Raw genomic sequence first — 26863 nt, 5'->3', positions numbered from 1 at the left:
GCAGAGGAGCCCCCTGCCGCCGTGATGCTAACGCCCGACTAGGTCATTCGCCTTCGGCGACCGCGCTACCGTGGCGGCGCTGGCCGATCTCGCGGGTCAGACGGATCACCACCGGCGACAGCAGCAGCAGCGCCGCGAGGTTCGGCAGCACCATCAGGCCGTTGAACATATCGGCCATATTCCACACCAGCTCCACGTGGAAGAAAGAGGCGATGAAGATAAAGACGACCACCAGCAGCTGATACACCCGCACCGCCTTCTGCGAGTTAAACAGATAGCGCACGTTGGTCTCCGCATAGTAGTACCAGCCAATGATGGTCGAGAACGCGAAGAAGAACAGTGAGGCGGAAATAAACAGGCTGCCAAAGTGACCATAAACATAGGAGTACGCCTGCTGGGTCACAGCAATCCCCTGGCCTGAAAATACGCCGAGGAAAGAGGCCTGCGCCTGCCCACCCTGCTGCCACATCGCCATGCCAGAGGTGATGATCACCAGCGCCGTCAGGGTGACGATCACGCACACCACGAACACCCCCATCATGGCGATAAAGCCCTGCTGCTCCGGGTGTTTCACCTTGGCCACCGCGTGGGCATGCGGCGTTGATCCCATCCCGGCCTCGTTCGAGAACAGGCCGCGGGCAATACCGAAACGCATCGCCTGCTGGATAGCGATCCCCGCGCCGCCGCCCAGCACCGCCTGTGGGTTGAAGGCCGCCACGAAGATGGCCTTGAACGCCGGCAGAATATAGTGGGCGTTCAGGCCCAGGATCAGCAGCGCGCCGACCAGATAAAATACCGCCATGGTCGGCACCACCTTCTCCGTGAAGGAGGCGATACTGCGCAGCCCGCCCATGATAACCCCACCGGTCAGCACGGCCAGAACCACCCCGACGATCCAGCCCGGAACGCCCAGCGACCCCTCAAAGGCGGCGGCGATCGAGTTGGACTGCACCATGTTGCCGATAAAACCCAGCGCAAAAATAATCAGCACGGAAAACAACGCAGCCAGCCATTTACAGTTCAGCCCTTTCTCAATGTAATAAGCTGGGCCGCCGACAACGTGTCCCTGTTTATCAAAAGACTTATATTTCTGCGCCAGAATGGCCTCGGCATAAATCGTCGCCATCCCCAGGAATGAGGAGACCCACATCCAAAAAATAGCGCCCGGACCACCGGCGACGATCGCCGTCGCCGGACCGGCCAGGTTCCCGGTCCCCACCTGGCCCGCGATGGCCGTGGCGACCGCCTGGAATGAGCTCATCCCCTGCTTGTCCGCCTTATCACCGGACAGAGACATACCACCGAACAGCGCGCGAAAGCCGGAGCCGAAATGCCGGATCTGAATAAAGCCCAGACGCAGGGTGTAATAGATCCCCGTGCCGCAGAGTAAAAAAATCAATAGCTCATTCCACAACAGACTATTGATGCGGTTCACACACTGTGCCAAAAGTTCCATACCTGACATTACCCGTTTTTATTTTTGCCTGTCGGTGTATTGGACGTTTAAACGGGAATAGTACGCCGCCGTCGCCCGGCAAACGGGCGCGGTAACATAAACCGGATAAACGCGGGAGCGGTACGCTGCCGGCGGGCGGAGAAAAACGCCTCTCCGCAATGGCAACATTTCACGATGAGAACTCTATCACACTTTACCCCCCTGGCCAGCCGGGGAAATCGCCGATCAACGCATGAATAAAAGTGATGATTAGCGCAAGTAATAACAGACGATCAAAATGTAATAAAATGATTTTAATTGATTTTTAATACAAAAGCGCCAGATGCGTCGTTCGTTATCCACTGGATAATAAATTAGAATATTTCATACATAAAATGTTCATAAAAAGCGGACACGCCCCGGGAGAACCGGGTGCGCCATCGATCCGGCGCGCGGAAGCCGTGCAAAAAAAGCGGGCGACCGTCACCGATCGCCCGCCCGCGTGGGATAACCTATGCCCAGTCGCTCAGCGGCGGACAGGAGCACTGCAGATGGCGATCGCCATAGACATCATCCAGGCGCTTCACCGCCGGCCAGTACTTGTTATCCCGCGTCTGCGGCGTGGGAAACACCGCCAGCTCACGCCCATAGGGGTGATGCCACTCGCCCACCAGCTCTCGTTGGGTGTGGGGCGCATTGACCAACGGGTTATCCTGCAGCGGCCACTCACCGGCCTCAACGCGCGCGATCTCATCGTGAATCGCCAGCATGGCAGCGATAAAGCGATCCAGTTCGGCCTTATTCTCCGACTCCGTCGGTTCGACCATCAGCGTACCGGCGACCGGGAAGGACATGGTCGGTGCGTGGAAGCCATAGTCGATCAGACGCTTGGCGATATCCATTTCGCTGATGCCGCTGCGCGCCTTCAGCGGGCGCAGATCCAGGATACACTCGTGGGCCACATAGCCCGTCTTCCCGCGGTACAGCACCGGGTAGACCGCCCCCAGACGGCGGGCGATATAGTTAGCGTTCAGGATCGCCACCGCGCTGGCGCCGCGCAGCCCATCGGCCCCCATCATGCGAATATACATCCAGCTGATGGGCAGAATGGATGCGCTGCCGAACGGTGCGGCGCTGACCGCGCCCTGGCGGGTGGTCAGGCCGGCCAGCTGCACCACCCGGTGGCCGGGAACAAAGGGCGCCAGGTGAGCCTTGACGCCGATCGGCCCCATTCCCGGCCCGCCGCCGCCGTGCGGGATGGCGAAGGTTTTATGTAGATTCAGGTGCGAGACATCGGCGCCGATATAGCCGGGCGTGGTGATCCCGACCTGCGCGTTCATGTTGGCGCCGTCCAGGTACACCTGACCACCGTACTGATGCACTATCTGGCACACCTCGCGAATGGTCTCTTCATATACGCCGTGGGTCGAGGGGTAGGTCACCATGATCGCCGCCAGGCGCTCCCCCGCCTGCCGCGCCCGCTCACGCAGATCGTGCAGATCGATATTGCCCTGCTCATCACACGCCACTACCTCGACCTCCATCCCGGCCATCTGCGCCGAGGCCGGGTTGGTGCCGTGGGCCGAGGCCGGGATCAGGCAGCGAGTACGCTGCCCCTCGCCCCGGCTTTCATGATAGCGGCGGATCGCCAGCAGACCGGCATACTCCCCCTGTGCGCCGGAGTTGGGCTGTAGACAGACGGCGTCATACCCCGTCAGCTGCACCAGCCACTCCGCCAGCTGGCTCAGCAGAAGCCGGTAGCCCTGCGCCTGCTCCGGCGGACAGAACGGGTGCAGCGCGGCGAATTCGGGCCAGGTGATCGGGATCATCTCGGCGGCGGCATTCAGCTTCATGGTACAGGAGCCCAGCGGGATCATCGCCTGATTCAGCGCCAGATCGCGCCGCTCCAGCGCGTGCATATAGCGCATCAGGGCGGTTTCGCTGTGATAGCGGTTGAACACCGGATGCGTCAGGATCGGCTCGCGGCGCAGCAGCGCCGCCGGAATGCTGCCTTCGCAGGCCTCCTGCGCCAGCGTATCCAGGGTATCGATATTCAGCGCATGGCCGTCTCCGAGCAGGATGGTAAACAGCGCCTCCAGATCGTCGCGCGTGCTGCACTCGTCAAAGCTGATGCCGACCGCGCCATCCAGATCGCCGCGCAGGTTGATGCCAAAGCCGAGGGCCCGCGCCAGCACCGCCCCCTTGTCGGGCACCGCCACCGTCAGGGTATCGAACCAGCGGTGGTTGCGCAGCGTCATCCCCTTTTGCTGCAGGCCGAGCGCCAGAATATCCGCCAGGCGGTGAACCCGTTCGGCAATGCGCCGCAGCCCCTGCGGACCGTGATACACCGCATACATACCGGCGATATTGGCCAGCAGCACCTGCGAAGTACAGATGTTGGAGTTGGCCTTTTCCCGCCGGATATGCTGTTCACGCGTCTGCATCGCCATGCGCAGGGCCGGCTCCCCGGCGGCATCCCGCGCGACGCCGATAATCCGCCCCGGCATGGCGCGCTTAAACGCCTCGCGACAGGCAAAGAAGGCGGCGTGGGGGCCACCGTAGCCCATCGGCACGCCAAAGCGTTGAGCGGAGCCAAACACCACGTCGGCTCCCTGACGCCCCGGCGCCTCCAGCAGCACCAGCGCCAGCGGATCGGCCGCCATGCAGGTGATCACCCCGCGCTCGCGCAGGGAGTCCATCAGCGCACGATAGTCATGCAGCTCGCCCTGCGTGCCGACCTGCTGCAGCAGCACCCCGAACAGATCGCGGTGATCCGCCGCCCGCCGGGCATCATCGATGATCACCTCAACCCCGCAGGTCGCGGCCCGGGTACAGACCACGTCGATGGTCTGCGGGTGCACATCCTGCGCGATAAAGAACGTATTGGCCTGCTTCAGGCGGCTGGCGCGCCGCGCCAGCGCCATCGCCTCGGCGGCGGCGGTCGCCTCGTCAAGCAGCGACGCCGAGGCCAGCTCCAGCCCGGTCAGATCCAGCGTCATCTGCTGAAAGTTAAGCAGCGCCTCCAGACGCCCCTGGGATACCTCCGGCTGATAAGGGGTATAGGCGGTATACCAGCCGGGGTTCTCCAGCATGTTGCGCTGGATGGCCGGCGGCGTCTGCACGCCGTAATAGCCCATGCCGATAAACGATCTGTAGCACTGGTTTTGCGCGGCGATCGCCCGCAGCTCGTCCAGCGCCTGCTGCTCGCTGCAGGCGGCGCCGATGGGCGGCGCGGCGGGCAGCTGAATATCCGCCGGGACGATGTGCGCCAGCAGCGTATCGAGATCCGCTGCACCAATCTGCGCCAACATCTGCTGCTGCTCCTCCAGCGTGGGGCCGATATGGCGGGCAATAAAAGCGTCACTGTTTTCAAGCTGAGTAAGGGTCTGAGTCATGGCTTACGCATTCCTGGATCGCGCCGCAGCCCGGCGCCCGGCAAATCATACGAAAAGGCCGCCACTGGGGCGGCCCGGCGGTCACGCGCTTATTCGTCCAGCGCGGCCAGATACCCTTCGGCGCTGAGCAGCGCCGCAAACTCGGCGGGATCGTCGGCCCGGATACGGAACAGCCAGCCCTCATCATAGGGCGCTGCGTTGACCTGCTCCGGCGCCTCCTCCAGTGAACCGTTTACGGCCACGATCTCCCCCGCCAGCGGGCTGTAGATGTCCGACGCCGCCTTGACCGACTCGGCCACCGCGCACTCCGCGCCGGTGTCGATGTGCGCCCCTACCTCCGGCAGATCCACAAACACCATATCGCCCAGCAGCCCCTGGGCATGATCGGTGATCCCGACGCAAAAGACCCCGTTTGCCTCCGCGCGTACCCACTCATGGGACGCGGTATACTTCAACTCTGTCGGCACATTGCTCATCGCCATCCTCTCCTAGAGTTATGTGTTGCTTCACTTGGTTAGTTGCCTATCGCCGCCGCATCGACGGACGGGATCAGGCTGCGGCCGTAACGAACAAAGCCCGGTTTCACCACGCTGAGCGCCAGCTCGCGACCGCGAATCTCGACCCACGCCTCGCCGCTGATCCCCTGCGGTACCCGCGCCAGGGCGATGCTGCACCCCAGCGTCGGCGAGAACGAGCCGCTGGTGATCGTCCCCTGACAGGCGTTCCCCTGTCCATCGCGGAAACGGATCGTCATGCCCGCCCGCAGCACCCCTTTCTCCCGCATCACCAGCCCGACCAGCTGTTCAGGATGCTGGCCCTGCTGACGCTCCAGCGCCGCCCGGCCAATAAAGTCACGCTCCGGCGGCGCCCAGGCGATGGTCCAGCCCATGTTGGCCGCCAGCGGCGAGATCCGCTCATCCATCTCTTGACCATACAGGTTCATTCCGGCCTCCAGACGCAGCGTGTCGCGGGCGGCCAGCCCGCAGGGCCTGATGCCCGCCTGTACCAGCCGCTGCCAGAAGGCCGCCGCCGCCTCCTGCGGTAGCGCTATCTCATAGCCATCCTCCCCGGTGTAGCCGGTGGTGGCGATAAACAGCGATCCCGCCTGACGGCCGAAGAAGGGTTGCATCCCGGCGATCGTCTGACGCTGCGCCGGCGTTAGCAGCGCATCCACCCGCTGACGGGCCGTTGGTCCCTGCACCGCGATCAGCGCCAGATCGCGCCGCTCGCGCAGCTCAACGCCAAAGGCAAGCGCATGCTCGCCAATCCAGGCTAAATCCCGCTCGCGGGTCGCCGAGTTGACCACCAGACGAAACTGCTGATCCATCAGAAAGTAGACGATCAGATCGTCGATCACCCCGCCGCTGGCGTTCAGCATCGCGCTGTACAGCGCCTTACCCGGCTGTGTCAGGCGCGCCACATCGTTGGCCAACAGATGGCGCAGGAACTCTCGTACCCTGACCCCGTGCAGATCCACGATGGTCATATGGGAAACATCAAACATCCCGGCATCGCTGCGCACCGCATGGTGCTCCTCCAGCTGGGAGCCATAGTGCAGCGGCATCATCCAGCCATGAAAATCCACCATGCGCGCCCCGTCGGCCACATGTTGATCATAAAGCACCGTCTGTTTTGCCATTCTCATCCTCGACTGAGTATGCGGCCGTAAGCGGCTGCGCTCGCGCCGCCGCGGCCCCTCCGCGGCGCGCAATCGATACATCTCTGCCCGACGGTATCACTGAAACAGCGAATTAACCATAAGATAAAATAGGCGTAACAACGCTAACCCCGCCGGGACGATAGGATGATAATGCAGAATATCTTGCTGAAAAAATGCGCACATCAGCACAAAATTAACATAGTTGCTGCATTTTTATTGCCTATGTATAACCTTAACAGATTAAGGAAAGCAGAAAACAGCAGGGATAAAAAACGGGGAGATGAGAAAAACTAATTCAAACGGCGGGGATAGGATTAGAATATTTCACCCGCGGAGGGCATCCGCGGGCGAGGCGCCCGATCTTTATTCGTCCGACGGCGCCGCCCGCAGCAGCGCAGGCAGATCCGCCAGTCCCATGGCATGGCGCACCAGCTGAGGCTTCACCCCCGGCAGGCGATCGGCCAGCGTCAGCCCCAGGTCACGCAGCAGTTTCTTCGCCGGGTTGGCCCCGGCGAACAGATCGCGGAACCCCTGCATCGCCGCCAGCATCACGGCGGCGCTGTGCTTGCGCCGACGCTCATAGCGGCGCAGATACAGATGGTGTCCGATGTCCTTGCCCTGGGCCTGCAGGCGGCACAGCTCACCCGCCAGCTCCGCCGCATCCATCAACCCCAGATTAACCCCCTGACCGGCCAGCGGATGCACGGTGTGCGCCGCATCCCCCATCAGGGCCAAGCGGTGTCCGGCAAAGCTGCGGGCATAGCGCCCCTGCAAGGGAAACAGCGCCCGTTCGCCGACGCACTGGCAGCGGCCAAGCCGATGATCGAAGGCGATGGTCAGCGCACGCTCAAACAGCGGCGGCGCGGCCGCGTACATGCGCTGTGCCTCCTGCGGCGGCAGCGACCACACGATAGAGCACAGGTTGGGATCCCGCAGCGGTAAAAACGCCAGGATCCCCTGCGGGTGAAAGATCTGACGCGCGATCTGGTCATGGGGCTGCTCACAGCGGATCGTCGCCACCAGCGCATGATGCTGGTAGTCCCAGAACGTCAGCGGTACGTCGGCCTGACGGCGCAGGGCCGAGTGGGCACCGTCGGCGCCGACCAGCAGCCGCGCGCTGAGCATCGTCCCGTTATCCAGCGTCACAAACGCCTCACTCTCTCCCCAGGCCACCTGCGCAAGGGTCGCCGGCGTCATCAAAGTGATCCCCTTATCCTGCTCGGCCCGCTGCCACAGCGCCGTCTGTACCGCCTGGTTCTCCACGATGTGGCCCAGGTGGAGATGCCCATAGTCCGCGGCGTCAAAGGCGATACGACCAAAGCTGTCCGCCTCCCATACCGCCATGCCGCGACAGGGCGCGGCACCCTGCGCCAGGATCTGAGGCCAGACGCCCAGCTGCTGTAGTAGACGCTCGCTGGCGATATTCAGCGCGGACACCCGCCGCACGGTCGTTGGTGCCGGCGCACGCGGCTCGACCACCGCGATGCGCAGCCCGCTGCCGGACAGGGCATTGGCCAGCGCCAGACCGACCATACCGCCGCCGACAACAATAATATCGAATGATTGCATAGCTTCCTGTTTCCCCAGCAACGGCGGACTAACGGGCGACCTGACCCAGCGTGCGCCGCACCAGCGGTGTGCGCAGCGGCGGCGTCAGCGCCAGCGCCATCAGTCCCAGATTACGCCCGACCGCCAGCGGCGGCAGACGGTTGGCGAACAGCCGCACCAGACAGTCGGTCAGCGCAACAGTCGCCGCGCAGTCGGGCTGACGCCGCCCTTGATAGCGCGCCAGCGTCCGATAGGCGCCGGGATCCTCCCCGCGCCGCAGCGCATCACTCAGGGTCTCCGCCAGCGTCATCACATCGCGCAACCCCAGGTTAAATCCTTGCCCAGCAATCGGGTGCAGCGTCTGCGCCGCATTGCCGACCAGCGCCAGACGGTAGCCGATATGCCCGTGCGCCCGACGTAGGCTCAGCGGGTAGCTATCGCGCCGGCCGCAGTGCGTCAAGCGCCCCAGGCGCCAGCCAAAGGCCTGCTGCAGATGATGCAGAAACGAGGCATCATCCCACAGCATCGCCTGTGCCGCCTGCGCCGGCGGCAGACACCAGACCAGCGTGCTCCGCCCCTCCGCCATCGGCAGCAGCGCCAGCGGCCCGTCCGGCGTAAAACGCTCAAAGGCGCGTCCACGGTGCACCTCGCGGGTAGCCAGCGTGGCGATCAGCGCCGTCTGCTCATACGCCTCGCTGTGCCACCCCATGCCGCACATCTGCGCCAGAGGCGATGAGGCTCCGTCGGCGGCCACCAATAGCCGTCCCTGTAAGCAACGGCCATCCGCCAGCCAGGCCGTCACGCCGTCGACGCGACGCTCCACCCGCGCCAGCGTCGCCGGACAGAGCAGCGTCACACCCGGCGCCGACGCCAACAGCCGAAACAGACGGGTGCCGGCCTGATGCAGCGGGATCACCTGCCCCAGCGCGGGGAGATCGTACGCATCGGCGTCCAGCCACAGCGCTCCGCCGTGGCCGCGGTCGCTTATCTGCACCTGACGAATCGCGGTCGCGCAGGAGGCCAGCGCCGGCCAGACGCCGATCTGCGCCAGCTGCTGACAGGTACCGTGGGCCAGCGCGATGGCGCGGGCGTCAAATCCGGGGTGCGCATCGGCGCCGGGAGCGACTGCCTCCACCAGCGTTACCGCACAGCGCCCGCCGCTCAACGCCGACAGCGCCAGCGCCAGCGTCGCGCCCGCCATGCCGCCGCCGGCGATGATGATGCTCATTCCCGCGCCCGCGCCGCCGCCATCAGTGCTTCGATCGCCTCGACCGATTTCACGACGCCCTCGGTCAAGATCTCGCAGCCCGCCTCGGTGATCAGCACATCATCCTCAATCCGCACCCCGATGCCGCGATAGGCCAGCGGCACATCGGCATCGGGTGCGATATACAGCCCCGGCTCGCAGGTCAGCACCATTCCCGGCTCCAGCGTACGATCGCGCGCCGGCGTCGCATAGTCGCCAACGTCGTGGACATCCAGCCCCAGCCAATGCCCGAGGCCGTGCATAAAGAACGCCCGATGCTTCTGCTGCGCGATCAGCTGCTCGACCTCTCCCTGCAGGATCCCCAGCGCCACCAGGCCGGTCACCATCATCTGCACCGTGGCCTCCTGCGCCTCGCGCAGGCTGCTGCCGGGACGATAGTACTCAAGCCCCGCCGCCATCGACGCCAGCACCAGCTGATAAATCTGACGCTGGGGCTCGCTAAAGCGGCCGCTGACCGGGAAGGTTCGGGTGATATCGCCGGCATAGTGGCGGAACTCGGCGCCGGCATCCACCAGCACCAGATCGCCCTCTTTCATTTCACTTTCGTTTTCAGTGTAATGCAGGATACAGGCGTTCTCGCCGCTGCCCACGATGGTATTGAAGGAGGGGGCCCGCGCGCCGTGTCGGTTGAACTCGTGCAGCAGCTCGCCCTCCAGCTGATACTCATACATCCCCGGACGGCACTTCTCCATCGCCCGGGTATGGCCCTGTGCGGTGATCTCGGCGGCGCGCCGCATGACGGCGATCTCCTCCGCCGACTTGAACAGCCGCATCTCATGCACCCAAGGCCGCCAGTCCGTCAGGGTCGCGGGCGCACGCAGGCTCTGACGGGCGCCGCGGCGCAGCGTCTCCAGCGCGGAAAAGAGCATCGCATCGGCGAAGTCATACATGCCCTGCGCGTGATACACCACGTCCAGACCGTTGAGCAGCAGCGGCAGTTGCTCCTCCACGTCGCCGTACGGCAGAGCGCGATCGATATTCAGCCGCGCCGGCGCCGCCTCTTGTCCCAGACGACGGCCAAACCAAACCTCTGCCGTGACGTCTCGCACCCGATTGAACAGCACGCTGTGGCTATGGTTGTCGGCGCTTTTAATCAGCACCAGCAGCGCCTCCGGCTCATTGAATCCGCATAGGTACCAGAAATCGCTGTTCTGGCGATAGGGGTATTCGTTTTCGGCATTGCGGCAGCGGACCGGCGCCGCGAAAAACAGTGCGGCGCTGCCCGGTTGCATTTTGGCCAGCAGCGCCTGACGGCGACGCTGATACTCTTGCGGGGTCATATCCATCTCCTGACAATAGGCGGGTCAAACGGCAGGGCAGCCCGGCGGCTGCACCCTGTCTCCATAATACAAACCGGTTATTAAAACGGGATACGTCCAGGCCGTATCCCGCAATAATGCGCGCGATCAATACGCATCCACAACGGCGACGCTCCGCCGACGGCACCGACGGTCCCGCCGCCGCTCATCCGTCAGCCGCGCCGATCAGTGCAGGCGGGGCGCGTCGGACGCTGGCGCCCCGCGGCGGCTGAACTCGCCGTGGCACAGCATGGCGGCCATGCGGACATACTCCGCAACCTCCTCCAGAGAGTGGGCCAGCGCCTCCTGATCTTCATCCTCGTCGTAGCCCAGCTGAGCGATGCTACGCAGATCGTCGATGGATTCGCCCACGTCGCCTTTAACCTGTCCCAGCTTGGCTTGCATCATGCCCAGCCCCAGCAAGAAATGGTTCACCCACCCGGCCAGCGCATCGGCGCGGACGAATACCGAGGCGTCATCCTCGCCCGGCAGCAGCAGTTGGAAGGCGAACTCATCGCCCTCCAGCGCGCCGCGCGTCTGCCCATACAGCGCCTGCAGCGGCTGCGACAGGCTCAGGGAAAACGCCGTGCCTTCGTTGGTCAGATCGTGCACCAGCGTCAGCCAGCTGTCATCGCGATTGCCGCCGCACAGCAGGCCGCTGAGTAATCCGTGCATTTCGGCGGCGGTCAGCGCCACGCCCTGCTGCTGCAGGGCCTGCGTCAGGGTGGCGTAATCCGCCAGGCTATTCTCTGTAGACATACGTATTGGTCATCGTTGGCTGATAAAGTTCGTGTTATGCTACCACCAAGATGAGTCGCTATACCAGAAAGGGCCGTATCGCAAGCCGAGGGCTTGTCACTGCATAGCGGGGTAGATATAGTTAGCGCCCACAGCGTTCTACAGTGGAACGCGGCGCAAAACCTAGCAGGAAGATAGTATGTCTGCACAACCGGTAGATATTCAAATTTTTGGCCGCGCACTGCGTGTTAATTGTCCGCCAGAACAACTGGATGCCTTAAACCAGGCCGCAGAGGATCTGAATCAGCGGTTGCAAGATCTGAAAGTTCGCACTAGAGTCACCAATACGGAGCAGTTGGTCTTTATCGCGGCATTGAACGTATGTCACGAACTGGCGCAAGAGCGATTGAAAACTCGCGATTATGCCGCCAATATGGAGCAACGGATCCGCATGCTGCAGCAGACGATAGAGCAGGCGTTGCTGGAGCAAGGACGCATCACCGAGCGTCCCGGAACCTCTTTTGAGTAAAAATTAACTTACTGATTATACAACAATATTTACAAAGAAAGCCGTTCCATAAAGCGAAAGTTGTGTTAGTATAAACAGTAACAAAGCAGCAAGATTTCAAATTTCTCTGAGGTGTTCGTGCGCGGGCCAGTCCCCTGAGCCGATATTTCAAACCTTAAGAATGTGGCGCTCCACAACCGGTGAGCAGGCTCGGTCTCCGAGAAGCCTTAAAGTTGTGACGTTATGTTCACCTTGAACCCCGGGTTCAAGGGTTACAGCCTGCTACGGCACCTCGGAGATTCCCTAAAACGCCAGTCCTGCCGCGGAGTCAGCTCCATGTTCCAGGAACCTGCGTTATCTTCCCGTCATCAGTTTCGTCATCGCCTACGTACGCTGCGCCGCTCGCTTTCCCTCGATCAGCAGAATCAGGCCGCCCTTGCGCTCAAAGATCGCCTGCTGACGCTGCCGCGACTGAGCCAGCCCCAACATATCGCGCTCTATTTACCCTTTGACGGCGAGCCGGATACCCAACCGCTGATCCACGCTCTGTGGCAGCGCGGCCACCGGATCGCCCTGCCGCGGTTACATCCGTTCAGCCCCGGTCACCTGCTGTTTCTGGAATATACCCCGGAGACCCCGATGTGCCGCAACCGCTTTGGCATCGCCGAGCCGCGCCTAGACGTCACCCGGATTATTCCCCTAGCCCGGCTGGATCTGCTCCTGACCCCGCTGGTGGCCTTCGACCGACGGGGACACCGACTTGGCATGGGCGGCGGCTTTTACGATCGCACGCTGCAGGGGTGGCAGCAACGCCACCGCCTCGGCGCTGGCCCCTACCCCATCGGTCTGGCCCACGACTGCCAGCGCGTCGCGGCCCTGCCCGTTGCCGCCTGGGACGTGCCGCTGCCGGAGATCATCACCCCGCGGGCCCACTATCGCTGGCCCGACGCCGGCGCCGCTTAGTACAGCAGGCGAGCGCGCACGGTGCCGGGGATCACGCGCATGCGCTGCAGCGCCGCCTCCGCCCGCTCGGTCTCCGTTTCCACGTCGATCACCACATAGCCGATGGTCGGGGTGGTCTGCAGGTACTGAGCGGCGATATTCACCCCCTCTTCGGCAAAGATCTGGTTGATGGCATTCAGCATCCCCGGGCGGTTTTCATGGGTGTGCAGCAGACGGCTGACGTGATCCTCATGCATCGGCAGGGAAACCTGCGGAAAGTTCACCGCCGACAGGGTCGAGCCGTTATCGGAGTACTTCGCCAGCTTACCCGCCACCTCAACGCCGATATTCTGCTGGGCCTCCTGGGTCGAACCGCCGATGTGCGGCGTCAGCAGGACATTGTCGAAGCGGCACAGCGGTGAGGCAAAGGGATCGCTGTTGGTCGCCGGCTCCGTCGGAAAGACATCGATCGCCGCCCCGCTCAGGTGACGGCTCTCCAGCGCCTGACACAGGGCATCGATATCCACCACCGTACCGCGCGCGGCGTTGATCAGAATCGCGCCGGGCTTCATCCGCGCCAGCTCCGCCGCGCCAATCATATTGCGGGTGGATGGGGTCTCCGGCACGTGCAGCGATACCACGTCGCTCATGTTCAGCAGTTCGGAAAGATGGCGCACCTGGGTCGCGTTGCCCAGCGGCAGCTTGCCCTCGATGTCATAAAAATAGACGTCCATCCCGATCCCTTCCGCCAGGATCCCTAGCTGCGTGCCGATGTGGCCATAGCCGATGATCCCCAGCTTCTTACCGCGCGCCTCATAGCAGCCCACCGCCTGCTTACTCCACTCACCGCGGTGGGCGCACGCGTTGGCCTGCGGAATATTACGCAGCAGCAGTAGGGTCTCCCCCAGCACCATCTCCGCCACCGAGCGGGTGTTGGAGAATGGCGCATTAAACACCGGGACACCGCGGCGCTGCGCCGCGGCCAGATCAACCTGGTTAGTTCCGATACAAAAGCAGCCCACCGCCACCAGCTTTTCCGCCGCGGCAAACATCGCCTCGCTCAGCTGCGTGCGCGAGCGCAGGCCGATAAAGTGGGCGTCGCGGATCGCCTCGCGCAGCGCATCGTCATCCAGCGCCCCCTTATGGTATTCAATGTTGTTATAACCGGCGGCGCGCAACGTATCGACGGCGCTTTGATGCACCCCCTCCACCAGCAAAAACTTAATTCTGTCCTTGTCCAAAGAAACTTTTGCCATGATCTGCCCTACTGTCCGAAAGGAAATGGTGTGCAAATACGCGGTTCCTGCGCGCCTACGGCAGCGCGGCGCCGCCTTATCAACATAACAAAAATTACACTCGCGACAAGCGACGGGCCGGCGACGAGCATCATCCGGGCGATAGCGCGATGGGCATAAACTGGCAAAAAATATTAATAAGACGGGATGTATCAGCGGGAAAAATTGAATCAGCGAAACTCCGTGATAGATGTCACCAAATTTCACCACAGCGGAAAAAAGTGTCCGCCGCGGGCACGGCGCCCCGCCTCGGCGGGGCACCCAGCGGCGATTACAGGGTCAGCGTTTTGACCCCATCAGCGCAGCCGACCAGCGCCACGTCGGCGCCGCGGTTGGCAAACAGCCCCACCGTCACGACGCCGGCGATAGCGTTAATGGCGTTCTCCAGCTTGCACGGCTCCATGATCTGCAGGTTGTGTACATCCAGGATCACGTTGCCGTTATCGGTCAGGACGCCCTGACGATACACCGGCTGTCCGCCCAGCTTCACCAGCTCGCGGGCGACGTAGGCGCGCGCCATCGGGATCACCTCGACCGGCAGCGGGAAGTGCCCCAGAATATCGACCTGCTTAGAGGCATCGACGATGCAGACGAACGTCTTGGCCACCGCCGCCACGATCTTCTCACGCGTCAGCGCGGCGCCGCCGCCCTTGATCATCTGCATGGCGCCGTTGATCTCATCGGCCCCATCCACGTAGATATCCAACGCATCCACCTCGTTGAGGTCAAAGACCGGGATCCCCAGGCTTTTCAGCTTGGCGGTGGAGGCATCAGAGCTGGAGACCGCACCCTCGATCTGGCCCTTCATGGTCGCCAGCGCATCAATAAAGTGAGAGGCGGTGGAGCCGGTGCCTACCCCAACAATGGTCCCAGGCTGCACATACTTCAGCGCTGCCCAGCCCACGGCTTTTTTCAATTCATCCTGCGTCATATCGTATCCTATGGACTTTGCTACGAAAACGTGTGCGTTATTATAGAGCAGCCCGCGTAAATACCCCACAGCAGCGGCGTAAATTTACGCCTACTCTCCGTTTTTTTCCCGTTGCACCCGCGTATTTTCTCCGCGACGCCCGCCAAAATGTGGCATATTGCGATAACGGTAGCGCCTCCAGCCGCCACGCGGTGCCTGAACAGGGCTCCCCCGCCGGGGGACGGGCCGTTCGCGCCGTTTTCCCGACGTGAGCAATAACGCTTTATACATAACAAAAATGGAACCAAGGGGACAAATACCATAATGAAACGCCCGGACTACCGGACCTTGCAGGCACTGGACGCCGTCATCCGCGAACGTGGTTTTGAGCGCGCCGCACAAAAACTTTGCATCACGCAGTCGGCGGTTTCCCAGCGCATCAAGCAGTTGGAAAACCTGTTTGGTCAGCCGCTGCTGGTGCGCACCGTGCCACCGCGCCCTACCGAGCAGGGACAGCGTCTGCTGGCGCTGCTGCACCAGGTCGAACTGCTGGAGGAGGAGTGGCTGGGCAATGACAGCAGCAGCGATGGCCCCCTGCTACTGTCGCTGGCGGTCAACGCCGACAGCCTGGCAACCTGGCTGCTGCCGGCCCTGAAGCCGGTGCTGGCCGACTCGCCGCTGCGCCTGAATCTGCAGGTCGAGGACGAAAGCCGCACCCAGGAGCGGCTGCGCCGCGGTGAAGTGGTCGGCGCGGTGAGTTTGCAGCCCCAGCCGCTGCCGAGCTGCCTGGTGGATCGTCTGGGCGCGCTGGACTACCTGTTCTGCGCCTCTCCCGCCTTTGCCGCCCGCTACTTCCCCAACGGGGTAACCCGCTCATCGCTGCTTAAAGCGCCGGCGGTCGCCTTCGACCACCTGGACGACATGCATCAGGCGTTCCTGCAGCAGAACTTCGAACTGCCGCCGGGCAGTGTGCCCTGCCATATCGTTAACTCATCGGAAGCGTTTGTGCAGCTGGCGCTGCAGGGGACCACCTGCTGTATGCTGCCGCACCTGCAGGTTGAGCGCGAACTGCGCGAAGGGGTGCTGATCGATCTGACGCCGGGCATGGTGCAGCGCCGCATGCTGTACTGGCACCGTTTTGCCCCGGAGAGCCGCCTGATGCGTCGGGTCACCGATGCGCTGATAAGCCACGGCCGCGACGTGCTGCGTCAGGACTAGACGCCCCCTCCACGCGGGGAGCGCGTCTCGACAGAGCGGGATCGGCGATCGATCCCGCCCACCATCAAGCCGTTATTTACTCAGGTTAAATACCACCTCAACCCGATCGTCGAAGTGAATCGTCTGCTGCTCATAGGTCTGTGCCGCCGAGGTTTGATTGGCGGACGGCGCCGCTGCGTACATGCGCGTCACCGGCTCCGGCTGGAAGTTGGAGACGTGGTAACGGACGCTGTAGACCGGCCCCAGCGTCACCCCGAATCCCTGCGCCAAGGACTCCGCCTGGGAGATGGCGTTCTTGATCGCCATCTGGCGCGCCTTGTCACGGTACGCCTCGGGTTTGGCCACGCCCAGTTCGACGGAGCGGATCTCATTGAGGTTGGCCTTCAGCGCCCCGTCCAGCAGGCTGTTCAGCTTATCCAGCTGGCGCAGCGTCACCTGTACCGTGCGCACGGCGCGGTATCCCTTCAGCTGGCTTTTCCCGTCTTTCTGATACTCATACTCCGGCATGGTATACAGATTGGCGGCGCTGATATCCTGCGGGTCGATGCCGCTACGCTTGAGAAAATCAAAATATTTGGCCACCCGCTGATCGACCTGAGATTTGGCACCGGCGGCATCCTTAGCGCTGGCGTTAACCTGAAAGGTCAGGGTCGCCATGTCGGGGACGGCGTCCACGCTGGCGGTACCCGACGTCACGACATGCGGCCCCTCCGGCACTTCTGCCGCCTGAACACCGGCGGCCATGCCACCGACTCCCATCATTGTAGCCAAGGCCAATACTGTTAATTTCACGGTTATCCTCCGGTTCACTACCACGTTGCCAGGGGCTTCCCCTCTGTCACGCGCCGACCCCTGGGGCCCGGCCCTCTCCCGCCGGCCGATCGCCGACGGATGTATTGTTAGCATAGCGCGCCGATGGCGCGACGTGAATCGGATATTCCCTACATGGCTAGCCCCTGACGCGCCAGCGCGAGCGCAATAAACCACATCACTCCGCCGACGGCCAGGTTGATCGCCCGCTGGGCGCGCGGGCGGCTCAGCCAGGGGGCCAGCCAGGCCGCCAGCAGCGCCAGGCTGAAGAACCACACTACCGAGGCGCTGACCGCCCCAAAGGCAAACCAGCGCCGGGCATCGGCCACCAGCTGTCCTCCCAGGCTACCGAGCACCACAAAGGTATCCAGATAGACGTGCGGATTAAGCCAGGTCACCGCCAGCAGCGTGACGATGATCCGCCAGCGCCCCTGCTGCATCAGGCTGTCGTCCATCGACGCCTGCACAGGACGGAGCGCCGTTCGCCAGGCCCCCCAGCCATACCACAGCAAAAACGCCACGCCGCCCCAGGTCACCAGCTGCAGCAGCAGCGGCGACCGCAGCAGCAGCGCGCTGCCGCCGAAGACCCCGGCGCAGATCAGCGCCAGATCGCTCAGGGCGCACAGCGCGGCGATGGTTAGGTGATAGCGGCGCCGGATACCGTGGCTAAGCACGAACATATTCTGCGGTCCCAGCGGCAAAATCAGCGCCGCGCCCAGGGCAAATCCCTGTGCAAATACAGAGAACATAACGATAATCCTTCAGAAGAGGGAATGCGGACGGCGGCCAAGTGACCGGATGGAGAGCATCATAAACAGCCGGGCGGCGGCGGGGAAATGGCGATTTCTTATCGTCGATTAGGCGGGCTAATGATGTCTGGCCGGAGCCCGGCCAGACCGGGAGCGATCACTCGATGCGGGCTTTGGCCGCCTGATACAGATGCACGTCCATCTGCGGGAACGGAATACCGATGTTATTGGCATCCAGCGCGCGTTTGAAATTCTCCATCAGATCAAAATAGATGGCCCAATAGTCGGCGTTGTTGCCCCAGACACGCACCACGAAATTGAGCGACGAGGCCGCCATTTCGTTCAGGCGGATGGTCACGCCATCACCGTGCAGAATACGCATATCGGCCGCCACCACATCGCCCAGCACCCGCTTGACCACGTCGATATCGGCGTCGTAGGCCACGCCCACGATAATATCGATACGGCGCTTCGGCTCGCGGGAGAAGTTGATGATGTTGCCGGCAATGATCTTGCCGTTCGGCACCACGATCACTTTATTGTCGGCGGTGGCCAGCGTGGTAGAGAAAATCTGCACCTCGCGTACCGTGCCGGTGACGCCGCCCAGATCCACCACCTCGCCCGCGCGGAACGGGCGGAACAGCACCAGCAGCACGCCGGCGGCAAAGTTGGACAGGGAGCCCTGCAGCGCCAGACCGACCGCCAGACCGGCGGCGCCCAGCACGGCGATCACCGAGGTGGTCTGTACCCCGAGTCGCCCCAGCGCGGCGATAATGGTAAAGGCCAGAATGCCGTAACGTACCATCGCCGCCAGGAAGTGCACGACCGTCACATCCAGACCGCGCGCCTTCAGCAGGCGAATCAGCGTCGCCGAAATGCCGCGGGCGATCAGGGCGCCGACGATCAGGATCACCACGGCCGCCACCAGATTGACGGCATAGCCCAGCAGCAAATCCTGATTACGGACGATCCAACCGCCGGCGCTCTGAAGGCCGTCAACTACATTCAAGTCTTTCATCTTATTGTTTACCCTCTAATTTCATTACCTGACCTCTCACCGGATCCCCCGGTGACACAGGCAAAACAGGCCGCAGATCGCGGCCAAAGCGCCCTAAGGGTAACCCAACTACGGCGATGGACTCCACATTTCATTAACGCCAAAAATCTGAAAATTAAATCCAATTAACACAACATATTCATCTAACCGCACGCGGCGGCATTTCCCCGCGATCCAGCAGCATAAAAAAACCCCGCAATGCGGGGTTTCTCCAGCCGATGGACGACGATTACAGCACGTCTATGCAGTTCAGCTCTTTGAATGCTAGCTCCAGGCGCTCGATCATCCCGGTCTGACCGGCGCGCAGCCATACGCGCGGATCGTAGTATTTCTTGTTCGGCTTATCGTCGCCTTCCGGGTTACCCAGCTGGCCCTGCAGATAACCTTCGTTCTTCTTGTAGTACTTCAGCACGCCTTCCCAGGTTGCCCACTGGGTATCGGTGTCGATGTTCATCTTCACCACGCCGTAGCTGACCGCTTCTTTGATCTCTGCCGCGGTAGAGCCGGAGCCGCCGTGGAAGACAAAGTTCAGGCTGTTGTGCGGCAGGTTGTGCTTCTTGGAGACGTATTCCTGAGAGTTTTTCAGGATCACCGGCGTCAGCTGCACGTTACCCGGCTTGTACACGCCGTGCACGTTGCCGAAGGAGGCGGCGATGGTGAAGCGCGGGCTGATGGCGCTCAACTTGGTGAACGCGTAATCCACGTCTTCCGGCTGGGTGTACAGCGCGGAGTTGTCCAGGTGGCTGTTGTCCACGCCGTCCTCTTCACCGCCGGTGCAGCCCAGCTCCAGCTCCAGGGTCATGCCGATCTTGGACATGCGGGCCAGGTACTGAGAGCAAATTTCGATGTTCTCTTCCAGAGACTCCTCGGAGAGGTCGATCATATGGGAGGAGAACAGCGGCTTGCCGGTCGCGGCGAAGTGCTTCTCACCGGCGTCCAGCAGTCCGTCCAGCCACGGCAGCAGCTTCTTGGCGCAGTGGTCGGTATGCAGGATCACCGGAACACCGTAGTATTCCGCCATCTGATGCACGTGGTACGCGCCGGAGATCGCGCCGAGGATGGCCGCCTGCTGGCCCTCCAGCTTCAGCCCTTTGCCGGCGATGAAGGCAGCGCCGCCGTTGGAGAACTGAACGATGATCGGAGCGCGTACCTTGGCGGCGGCCTCCATCACCGCGTTGACGGAGTCCGTACCGACGCAGTTAACGGCCGGCAGAGCGAATTTGTTCTCTTTCGCTACCTGGAATACTTTCTGAACGTCATCGCCAAAGATGACACCCGGTTTAACAAAGTCAAAGATTTTAGACATGTCTAATCGTCCTGTTTCGTGGGCGTGAGTGTTTTCCAATCGGATCAACATTACCGCGCCAGGGCGCGATAAAACAACGGGAGGCATGATGGCCTCCCGTGTCGGGCATTACTGCTTGGCGCGCTCTTCGAGCATCACCACGGCCGGCAATTTCTTGCCTTCTACGAACTCCAGGAAGGCGCCGCCGCCGGTGGAGATGTAGGAAATCTTGTCGGCGATGCCGAACAGGTCGATTGCCGCCAGGGTATCGCCGCCGCCGGCGATAGAGAACGCGTCGCTCTCGGCGATGGCATTAGCCACGATTTCGGTCCCTTTACGGAAGTTCGGGAACTCGAAGACGCCGACCGGGCCGTTCCACAGGATGGTCTTGGCGTTTTTCAGGATAGCGGCCAGCTGCTCAGCAGAGGCGTCGCCCAGATCCAGAACCTGCTCGTCGTCTTTGATTTCGCTGACGGATTTCATGGTCGCCGGTGCCGTCTCAGAAAACTCGGTCGCCACACGTACGTCGGTCGGAACCGGGATGTCGCAGGTAGTCAGCAGCTTCTTGGCTTCCGGGATCAGGTCGGCTTCGTACAGGGATTTACCCACGTTATGGCCTTCGGCCGCGATGAAGGTGTTAGCGATGCCGCCGCCGACGATCAGCTGGTCAGCGATCTTGGACAGGGAGTCCAGTACGGTCAGCTTGGTGGAGACTTTGGAGCCGCCGACGATGGCGACCATCGGACGTGCCGGGTTGCTCAGGGCCTTGCCCAGGGCTTCCAGCTCGCCGGACAGCAGCGGACCGGCACAGGCGATCGGCGCAAACCGGCCCACGCCGTGGGTAGAGGCCTGGGCGCGGTGCGCGGTGCCGAACGCGTCCATAACGAACACGTCGCACAGGGCGGCGTATTTCTTGGACAGGGTCTCGTCGTCTTTCTTCTCGCCCTTGTTAAAGCGGACGTTTTCCAGCACCACCAGCTCGCCCTGGGCGACGTCAACGCCGTCCAGGTAATCTTTGGCTAGACGCACTGGCGCCTTCAGATGATCTTTGAGGTAATTCACCACCGGCAGCAGAGAGAACGCTTCGTTGTACTCGCCTTCGGTCGGACGACCCAGATGGGAGGTGACCATCACGCGCGCACCCTGCTTCAGCGCCAGCTCAATGGTCGGCAGCGACGCGCGGATACGCGCATCGGAAGTCACTTTACCGTCTTTAACCGGAACGTTCAGGTCCGCACGGATCAGAACGCGTTTACCCGCCAGATCCAAATCGGTCATCTTAATTACAGACATGGTGAATCCTCTCATTGATTCTCTAAAAGTTGCTTTAAGCTGTGTCGCCGCACGCGGCTACGACGCATTAGAAACTGCCCGGGTCATCGCCAGCGTAGTATCCAGCATCCGGTTGGCGAAGCCCCATTCGTTGTCGCACCAGACCAACGTTTTAATCAAATGCCGACCACTGACCCGCGTCTGGGTGCCGTCCACGATGGCGCTGTGCGGGTCGTGATTAAAGTCGGTCGAGACCAGCGGTAATTCTGTGTAATCAACTATACCATGAAATGCCGTCGATGCTGCCTTTTGCAGCAGGCCGTTTACCTCGTCTACCCGCACCGGCGTACGCACGCTGACGCTGAGATCGATGGCGGTCACATTCAGCGTCGGTACCCGTACCGAGATCGCCTCAAAGCGATCGCGAAACTGCGGCAAAACGCGTGCAATACCCGCCGCCAGCTTGGTGTCCACCGGAATGATCGAGTGGCTGGCCGCCCGGGTTCGCCGCAGATCCGGATGGTAGGCATCGATCACCTGCTGGTCGTTCATCGACGAGTGGATGGTGGTCACTGCGCCCGAGTCGATGCCAAAGGCATCGTCCAGCAGTTTAATCACCGGGATGATACAGTTGGTGGTACAGGAGGCGTTGGAGACGATGCGATGCTCCGCCAATAGACACTCCTGATTCACCCCGTAGACCACGGTGGCATCAAGGTCATGGCCGCCGGGGTGGGAAAACAGCACTTTACCGGCCCCCGCCAGAAGATGAGCCTCGCCATCCGCCCGGCTGCCATAAACGCCGCTACAGTCCAGCACCACATCGACCTGCAGCGCCTCCCAAGGCAGATCGGCGATCTGCGGCCGGTGCAGCAGACGAATGCAATCGTCGCCGACCCACAGCTCGTCATCCTGCTGGCGCACCGACCAGGCAAACCGGCCGTGGCAGGTGTCATATTGCAACAGGTGCGCCATCCCCTCGGCGGCCGCCAGCTCATTGATCGCGACGACGCGCATCTGCGTCTGCCGTCCCGACTCATACAGCGCCCGCAGTACGTTGCGGCCGATGCGGCCAAAACCGTTAATGGCGATACGAATGGTCATCTTACTCTTTCCTCGTCCGGCAAACAGACGCTCAGAGTAATCCATGCCCGCGACGCCGGGGCGGATTCCGGCAGCAAAAACGCCACTGGCCCCATCAATTCGTCGCCGCTTCCCCCATCAACTGAAACGCTTCAGCCAAGAATAAACCAAACGCGGCGCAAAGAAAACACGGGAGAGAAAAAGCGGGAAGCGCAGAGGTGAATTTGAATGGAAACGTGCATTACATCACAATTTAATGCGAAATCGGTGCATAGATCGCGCCCGATGCGCCGGCAGAAAAAACGGGGCAGACGCCCCGTTCATCTTTTTCTACCGCGGACGGCTTACTTCAGCAGCGCGCGGGCCTTGGCCAGCACGTTGTCGACGGTAAAGCCGAACTCGACGAACAGCTGCTCGGCCGGCGCGGACTCGCCGAAGGAGGTCATGCCAACGACCGCCCCGTTCAGACCGACGTACTTGAACCAGAAGTCGGCGATACCGGCCTCAACCGCCACGCGGGCGCTGACCGCGGACGGCAGCACGGCTTCGCGGTAGGCGGCGTCCTGCTTGTCGAACACCTCAGTCGACGGCATGGAGACCACGCGGACCTGACGCCCTTCGGCGCTCAGCGCGGCCGCGGCGTTCATCGCCAGCTCCACTTCGGAACCGGTGGCAATGAAGATCAGCTCCGGCTGACCGGCACAGTCCTGCAGAATGTAGGCGCCGCGTTCAACGTTGGCCAGCTGCTCGGCGCTGCGATCCATCTGGGTCAGGTTCTGGCGGGAGAAGATCAGCGCTGACGGGCCGTCCAGACGCTCGATGGCCTTCTTCCAGGCCACGGCGGACTCCACCTGGTCACACGGACGCCAGGTGTTCATGTTCGGCGTGGTGCGCAGGCTGGCCATCTGCTCGACCGGCTGATGGGTCGGGCCGTCTTCGCCCAGACCGATGGAGTCATGGGTGTAGACCTGGATGTTACGGATCTTCATCAGGGCAGCCATACGCATGGCGTTGCGGGCATACTCCATGAACATCAGGAAGGTGGCACCGTAGGGGATAAAGCCACCGTGCAACGCAACGCCATTGATGATAGCGGTCATGCCGAACTCGCGCACGCCATAGTGGATGTAGTTGCCCGCGGCGTCTTCGTTCAGCGCCTTGGAGCCGGACCACATGGTCAGGTTGCTCGGCGCCAGGTCGGCGGAGCCGCCCAGGAACTCCGGCAGCAGCTTGCCAAACGCTTCCAGCGCATTCTGTGACGCCTTACGGCTGGCGATCTTGGCCGGATGGGCCTGCAGCTGTTCGATAAACTGACGGGATTCGCTGTCCCAGCTGGCCGGCAGTTCGCCGTTGATACGGCGCGTGAACTCGGCGGCCAGCTGCGGGAACGCGGCCTGATAGGCGGCGAAGCGGGCGTCCCAGGCCTGCTCTTTGGCCTTGCCGGCCTCTTTGGCATCCCACTGGGCATAGATTTCCTGCGGGATGACAAACGGCGGGTAGTTCCAGCCCAGCTGAGCGCGGGTCGCCGCAATCTCGGCATCGCCCAGCGGCGCGCCGTGGGAGTCATGGGTACCGGCCTTGTTCGGCGAACCGAAGCCGATGACGGTTTTGCACATCAGCAGGGACGGCTTGTCGCTTACGCTGCGCGCCTCTTCGATAGCGGCCTTGATAGCGGCGCTGTCGTGACCGTCTACGCCGCGCACCACGTGCCAGCCGTAGGCTTCAAAACGCTTGGCGGTATCATCGGTGAACCAACCGTCAACGTGGCCGTCGATGGAGATACCGTTGTCATCATAGAACGCGATCAGCTTGCCCAGCTTCAGGGTACCGGCCAGAGAGCAGACCTCGTGGGAGATGCCTTCCATCATGCAGCCGTCGCCCATGAAGGCGTAGGTGTAGTGGTCGACGATCTCGTGGCCCGGGCGGTTGAACTGCGCGCCCAGCGTGCGCTCGGCGATGGCCATGCCGACGGCGTTGGCAATGCCCTGGCCCAGCGGACCGGTGGTGGTCTCAACGCCCGGGGTATAGCCATACTCCGGGTGACCCGGGGTCTTGGAGTGCAGCTGGCGGAAGTTTTCCAGCTCAGACATCGGAAGATCATAGCCGGTAAGGTGCAGCAGGCTATAAATCAGCATAGAACCATGGCCATTGGACAACACAAAGCGGTCGCGATCGGCCCAGTGCGGGTTAACCGGGTTATGGTTCATGTAATCACGCCACAGGACTTCGGCGATATCCGCCATCCCCATCGGGGCGCCCGGATGACCGGATTTGGCCTTCTGCACCGCATCCATGCTCAGGGCACGGATAGCATTGGCAAGCTCTTTACGAGAGGACATGTTCTACTCCAAGTCGGATTGTATGAAAACAAGGGTTCGCCATATTGTCTCAGACTCGGAGTGAAAACGGCAATCCTTAATCGCGGCGCCGTCAAGGGGCCGCGCCGAAAAATCCGCGATGATACGCATTCACACCGTTCTCCCGACGCCGCGGGACAGTATGGCCTGACGGGGCAGGGTAGCACAAAACCGACGCCGCCCCGCCCCGCGGCGTACAGCGCTTGCGCAATCGGCGTCCTTTTTTGACCTGCATTGCGCAAAGATGGATTTTTCACCGTGCGCGCCGCCGCGGTCTATTTGCGCGCAAAATACTTTCTTTTTCTTTTGATTGTGCGTTATTCGATCGATATCGCGGTGAAATATTGTTTCGAATTGTTATCTTTGCTTTCGAACAATAAAAAGGAATCGACCATGTCTCTTTCTCGACGCGAATTTTTACAGCGAACCGCCGGCGGGATGGCCGGAGTCGCCCTCGGTGCGCCGGCGCTGGCCGCCAGCGATGCCCCCGCCGGCACGGGCGCGGGCGCCAAGTCCCCTCCGCGCAATATCGTCATCATCACCGCCGATCAGCTGGCGCGGCGCGGCGTGGGGGGCTATGGCAATCCCCAGGTCAACACCCCGGCCATCGACAGCCTGATCGCCCGCGGCACCCGCTTTGAACAGGCCTACTGCCCCTACCCGCTGTGCGCCCCGTCGCGCGCCTGCTACTGGACCGGCCGTCTGCCCCATCAGACCGGGGTGATCGCCAACGACAGCCCCAACGTCCCGCAGGATATGGTGACGCTGGGCGAACTGTTCAGCCAGGCGGGCTACGAATGCCGCCACTTCGGCAAGCGCCACGACTACGGCGCGCTCAAGGGGTTCACCTGCGCCGACCAGATCGAGCTGCCCTACGACAGTCCGGCCGCCTACCCGGTAGATTACGATACCCGTGAGGATGTCTACTGCCTGCGGGAGAGCCTGAAGTATATCGACACCCTGAAGGGGCGCGGCGCCGATGCGCCGTTTATGCTGGCGATCGAATTCAATAATCCCCATAACATCAACGGCTGGACCGGGGCCTTTGCCGGTCCGCACGGCGATATCGACGGCCTGGGCCCCCTGCCGCCGCTGCTGGATAACTTTGACACCTCCGCCGATCTGCCCAACCGCCCCCTGGCGATTCAGTATGCCTGCTGCACCCATAACCGGGTGATGCAGGCCGCCAACTGGAACGCGCTCAACTTCCGCCAGTATCTCAAGGCCTACTATCACTTCACCAAGCTGGCCGATGGCTTCATCGGCCAGGTACTGAGCGCGCTGCGCGCCAGCGGCCACGCGGACGATACCCTGGTGGTCTTCTTTGCCGACCACGGCGATGCCATGGGCGCCCACCGCCTGGTGGCCAAGATGAACTGGTTCTATGAAGAGTCCACCAACGTGCCGTTGGTTTTCGCCGGCCCCGGCATCCGTCCCCAGGCCAGCAGCCGCCACCTGACCTCCCTGTGCGATCTGCTGCCGACCCTGTGCGACTACGCGGGCCTGACGCCGCCGCCCGGCCTGTACGGCCGCTCCCTGCTGCCAATTCTGCGCGGCGAGCAGCCCGACGCGTGGCGCGATGAGGTCATTACCCAGTGGAATACCGATCGCAACGTCGACGTACAGCCGGCGCGCATGCTGCGCACCGAACGCTATAAGTACATCCTGTATAAAGAGAATGAAGAAGAGGAGCTCTACGATCTGCAGCAGGATCCGGGAGAGACGCGCAACCTGGCGCACTCGCCGGCGCATCAGGCCGAGCGTCAGGCGCTGCGCGCCCGCTTCGACGAGTATGTGCGCAATCAGGTCGATCCCTTCTACAGCCAGGAGGCGATCATCGACCGGCGCTGGCGCAGCCATCTGCCCGGCTACCATAACCATCAGGGGCAGACCAGCATTCAGGTCTACCAGAAGGAGATCCGCCCGCTGATCATGAATAAGGAGTTTGAAAAGGCGCGCGAAGTGCGTCTGGCGCTCTACCGCCAGGCTCGTGCCTCGTATGGCGGCGGGGTGTGATCGCGGCGCATAAACAGCCT

At 62.3% G+C, this 26863-nt stretch carries 21 protein-coding genes and 1 other RNA gene; 5 read left to right on the top strand and 17 right to left on the bottom strand.

The features are described from left to right. Nucleotides 1-43 precede the first annotated feature (43 nt). The 8 genes from QY76_RS05620 to QY76_RS05585 form a co-directional block, all read right to left on the bottom strand. Nucleotides 44-1456, bottom strand: coding sequence for a sodium:alanine symporter family protein (locus QY76_RS05620; RefSeq protein ID WP_034164696.1), 1413 nt, complete (start codon nucleotides 1454-1456; stop codon nucleotides 44-46). Nucleotides 1457-1947: 491 nt separating this feature from the next. Further along, nucleotides 1948-4830, bottom strand: a complete 2883-nt coding sequence (gene gcvP / locus QY76_RS05615) for an aminomethyl-transferring glycine dehydrogenase (RefSeq protein ID WP_045426718.1) — start codon at nucleotides 4828-4830, stop codon at nucleotides 1948-1950. An 89-nt stretch (nucleotides 4831-4919) separates the two neighbouring features. Continuing rightward, nucleotides 4920-5306: a glycine cleavage system protein GcvH gene (gene gcvH / locus QY76_RS05610; protein WP_034164699.1), complete on the bottom strand. Its 387-nt coding sequence runs from the start codon at nucleotides 5304-5306 to the stop codon at nucleotides 4920-4922. 38 nt (nucleotides 5307-5344) lie between these two features. Continuing rightward, nucleotides 5345-6469: a glycine cleavage system aminomethyltransferase GcvT gene (gene gcvT / locus QY76_RS05605; RefSeq protein WP_045426714.1), complete on the bottom strand. Its 1125-nt coding sequence runs from the start codon at nucleotides 6467-6469 to the stop codon at nucleotides 5345-5347. A gap of 384 nt (nucleotides 6470-6853) precedes the next feature. Further along, entirely contained in the window at nucleotides 6854-8059 is a 1206-nt protein-coding gene (gene ubiI, locus QY76_RS05600) for an FAD-dependent 2-octaprenylphenol hydroxylase (protein ID WP_045426711.1), read from the bottom strand. Nucleotides 8060-8087: 28 nt separating this feature from the next. Beyond that, nucleotides 8088-9266, bottom strand: a complete 1179-nt coding sequence (gene ubiH / locus QY76_RS05595) for a 2-octaprenyl-6-methoxyphenyl hydroxylase (RefSeq protein ID WP_045426708.1) — start codon at nucleotides 9264-9266, stop codon at nucleotides 8088-8090. Beyond that, on the bottom strand, nucleotides 9263-10585 hold the full coding sequence (gene pepP / locus QY76_RS05590; RefSeq protein WP_034164704.1) for a Xaa-Pro aminopeptidase: 1323 nt from the start codon (nucleotides 10583-10585) through the stop codon (nucleotides 9263-9265). Before pepP ends, ubiH begins: the two co-directional genes overlap by 4 nt. A gap of 204 nt (nucleotides 10586-10789) precedes the next feature. Next, on the bottom strand, nucleotides 10790-11362 hold the full coding sequence (locus QY76_RS05585; RefSeq protein ID WP_034164705.1) for a YecA family protein: 573 nt from the start codon (nucleotides 11360-11362) through the stop codon (nucleotides 10790-10792). A 178-nt stretch (nucleotides 11363-11540) separates the two neighbouring features. Between QY76_RS05585 and zapA the strand changes: the two genes are divergently transcribed. From zapA to QY76_RS05575, 3 genes are all read left to right on the top strand, one after another. Further along, nucleotides 11541-11870, top strand: coding sequence for a cell division protein ZapA (zapA, locus tag QY76_RS05580; protein WP_005282128.1), 330 nt, complete (start codon nucleotides 11541-11543; stop codon nucleotides 11868-11870). A 100-nt stretch (nucleotides 11871-11970) separates the two neighbouring features. After that, nucleotides 11971-12152, top strand: a non-coding RNA gene (gene ssrS / locus QY76_RS17715) — 6S RNA. 33 nt (nucleotides 12153-12185) lie between these two features. Next, on the top strand, nucleotides 12186-12812 hold the full coding sequence (locus QY76_RS05575; protein WP_045426705.1) for a 5-formyltetrahydrofolate cyclo-ligase: 627 nt from the start codon (nucleotides 12186-12188) through the stop codon (nucleotides 12810-12812). On the opposite strand, the gene serA is transcribed toward QY76_RS05575, so the two are convergent. Further along, entirely contained in the window at nucleotides 12809-14047 is a 1239-nt protein-coding gene (gene serA / locus QY76_RS05570; RefSeq protein ID WP_034164707.1) for a phosphoglycerate dehydrogenase, read from the bottom strand. The two genes, QY76_RS05575 and serA, sit on opposite strands and share 4 nt — an antisense overlap. Nucleotides 14048-14357: 310 nt before the next feature. Then, the gene (gene rpiA, locus QY76_RS05565; RefSeq protein WP_034164708.1) at nucleotides 14358-15017 is read right to left on the bottom strand and encodes a ribose-5-phosphate isomerase RpiA; all 660 of its coding nucleotides are present in this window, start codon (nucleotides 15015-15017) and stop codon (nucleotides 14358-14360) included. Nucleotides 15018-15320: 303 nt separating this feature from the next. Between rpiA and QY76_RS05560 the strand changes: the two genes are divergently transcribed. Then, nucleotides 15321-16214, top strand: a complete 894-nt coding sequence (locus QY76_RS05560; protein WP_034164709.1) for a LysR family transcriptional regulator ArgP — start codon at nucleotides 15321-15323, stop codon at nucleotides 16212-16214. 72 nt (nucleotides 16215-16286) lie between these two features. On the opposite strand, the gene QY76_RS05555 is transcribed toward QY76_RS05560, so the two are convergent. The 7 genes from QY76_RS05555 to tkt form a co-directional block, all read right to left on the bottom strand. After that, nucleotides 16287-17006 (bottom strand): oxidative stress defense protein, encoded by a 720-nt coding sequence (locus QY76_RS05555; protein ID WP_034164710.1) that lies wholly within the window; start codon nucleotides 17004-17006, stop codon nucleotides 16287-16289. A gap of 149 nt (nucleotides 17007-17155) precedes the next feature. Beyond that, nucleotides 17156-17773 (bottom strand): arginine exporter ArgO, encoded by a 618-nt coding sequence (argO, locus tag QY76_RS05550; RefSeq protein ID WP_034164711.1) that lies wholly within the window; start codon nucleotides 17771-17773, stop codon nucleotides 17156-17158. 157 nt (nucleotides 17774-17930) lie between these two features. Next, complete coding sequence (gene mscS, locus QY76_RS05545) at nucleotides 17931-18791, bottom strand: small-conductance mechanosensitive channel MscS (RefSeq protein WP_034164712.1); 861 nt, start codon at nucleotides 18789-18791, stop codon at nucleotides 17931-17933. A gap of 268 nt (nucleotides 18792-19059) precedes the next feature. Beyond that, nucleotides 19060-20136, bottom strand: coding sequence for a class II fructose-bisphosphate aldolase (gene fbaA / locus QY76_RS05540; protein ID WP_034164713.1), 1077 nt, complete (start codon nucleotides 20134-20136; stop codon nucleotides 19060-19062). A gap of 108 nt (nucleotides 20137-20244) precedes the next feature. After that, the gene (gene pgk, locus QY76_RS05535) at nucleotides 20245-21408 is read right to left on the bottom strand and encodes a phosphoglycerate kinase (protein ID WP_034164714.1); all 1164 of its coding nucleotides are present in this window, start codon (nucleotides 21406-21408) and stop codon (nucleotides 20245-20247) included. 57 nt (nucleotides 21409-21465) lie between these two features. Beyond that, nucleotides 21466-22491, bottom strand: coding sequence for an erythrose-4-phosphate dehydrogenase (gene epd, locus QY76_RS05530; RefSeq protein WP_034164715.1), 1026 nt, complete (start codon nucleotides 22489-22491; stop codon nucleotides 21466-21468). A 323-nt stretch (nucleotides 22492-22814) separates the two neighbouring features. Continuing rightward, the gene (tkt, locus tag QY76_RS05525) at nucleotides 22815-24809 is read right to left on the bottom strand and encodes a transketolase (RefSeq protein WP_034164717.1); all 1995 of its coding nucleotides are present in this window, start codon (nucleotides 24807-24809) and stop codon (nucleotides 22815-22817) included. Nucleotides 24810-25220: 411 nt separating this feature from the next. Between tkt and QY76_RS05520 the strand changes: the two genes are divergently transcribed. Continuing rightward, nucleotides 25221-26843, top strand: a complete 1623-nt coding sequence (locus QY76_RS05520) for a sulfatase (RefSeq protein ID WP_045426701.1) — start codon at nucleotides 25221-25223, stop codon at nucleotides 26841-26843. The last annotated feature ends 20 nt before the right edge of the window (nucleotides 26844-26863 follow it).

The organism is Edwardsiella sp. EA181011 (genome assembly GCF_000800725.1).
Lineage (GTDB): Bacteria > Pseudomonadota > Gammaproteobacteria > Enterobacterales > Enterobacteriaceae > Edwardsiella > Edwardsiella anguillarum.
This window is presented reverse-complemented; position numbering and strand designations above follow the sequence as displayed.

What these genes read in the sequence shown, in the direction of transcription:
- zapA (WP_005282128.1), top strand. Translation starts at nt 11,541, where the DNA reads ATGTCTGCACAACCGGTAGATATTCAAATTTTTGGCCGCGCACTGCGT.
- gcvP (WP_045426718.1), bottom strand. Translation starts at nt 4,830, where the DNA reads ATGACTCAGACCCTTACTCAGCTTGAAAACAGTGACGCTTTTATTGCC.
- mscS (WP_034164712.1), bottom strand. Translation starts at nt 18,791, where the DNA reads ATGAAAGACTTGAATGTAGTTGACGGCCTTCAGAGCGCCGGCGGTTGG.
- gcvT (WP_045426714.1), bottom strand. Translation starts at nt 6,469, where the DNA reads ATGGCAAAACAGACGGTGCTTTATGATCAACATGTGGCCGACGGGGCG.
- QY76_RS05620 (WP_034164696.1), bottom strand. Translation starts at nt 1,456, where the DNA reads ATGGAACTTTTGGCACAGTGTGTGAACCGCATCAATAGTCTGTTGTGG.
- QY76_RS05560 (WP_034164709.1), top strand. Translation starts at nt 15,321, where the DNA reads ATGAAACGCCCGGACTACCGGACCTTGCAGGCACTGGACGCCGTCATC.
- ubiI (WP_045426711.1), bottom strand. Translation starts at nt 8,059, where the DNA reads ATGCAATCATTCGATATTATTGTTGTCGGCGGCGGTATGGTCGGTCTG.
- fbaA (WP_034164713.1), bottom strand. Translation starts at nt 20,136, where the DNA reads ATGTCTAAAATCTTTGACTTTGTTAAACCGGGTGTCATCTTTGGCGAT.
- epd (WP_034164715.1), bottom strand. Translation starts at nt 22,491, where the DNA reads ATGACCATTCGTATCGCCATTAACGGTTTTGGCCGCATCGGCCGCAAC.
- argO (WP_034164711.1), bottom strand. Translation starts at nt 17,773, where the DNA reads ATGTTCTCTGTATTTGCACAGGGATTTGCCCTGGGCGCGGCGCTGATT.
- QY76_RS05585 (WP_034164705.1), bottom strand. Translation starts at nt 11,362, where the DNA reads ATGTCTACAGAGAATAGCCTGGCGGATTACGCCACCCTGACGCAGGCC.
- tkt (WP_034164717.1), bottom strand. Translation starts at nt 24,809, where the DNA reads ATGTCCTCTCGTAAAGAGCTTGCCAATGCTATCCGTGCCCTGAGCATG.
- pgk (WP_034164714.1), bottom strand. Translation starts at nt 21,408, where the DNA reads ATGTCTGTAATTAAGATGACCGATTTGGATCTGGCGGGTAAACGCGTT.
- serA (WP_034164707.1), bottom strand. Translation starts at nt 14,047, where the DNA reads ATGGCAAAAGTTTCTTTGGACAAGGACAGAATTAAGTTTTTGCTGGTG.
- rpiA (WP_034164708.1), bottom strand. Translation starts at nt 15,017, where the DNA reads ATGACGCAGGATGAATTGAAAAAAGCCGTGGGCTGGGCAGCGCTGAAG.
- QY76_RS05520 (WP_045426701.1), top strand. Translation starts at nt 25,221, where the DNA reads ATGTCTCTTTCTCGACGCGAATTTTTACAGCGAACCGCCGGCGGGATG.
- gcvH (WP_034164699.1), bottom strand. Translation starts at nt 5,306, where the DNA reads ATGAGCAATGTGCCGACAGAGTTGAAGTATACCGCGTCCCATGAGTGG.
- ubiH (WP_045426708.1), bottom strand. Translation starts at nt 9,266, where the DNA reads ATGAGCATCATCATCGCCGGCGGCGGCATGGCGGGCGCGACGCTGGCG.
- pepP (WP_034164704.1), bottom strand. Translation starts at nt 10,585, where the DNA reads ATGACCCCGCAAGAGTATCAGCGTCGCCGTCAGGCGCTGCTGGCCAAA.
- QY76_RS05575 (WP_045426705.1), top strand. Translation starts at nt 12,186, where the DNA reads ATGTTCCAGGAACCTGCGTTATCTTCCCGTCATCAGTTTCGTCATCGC.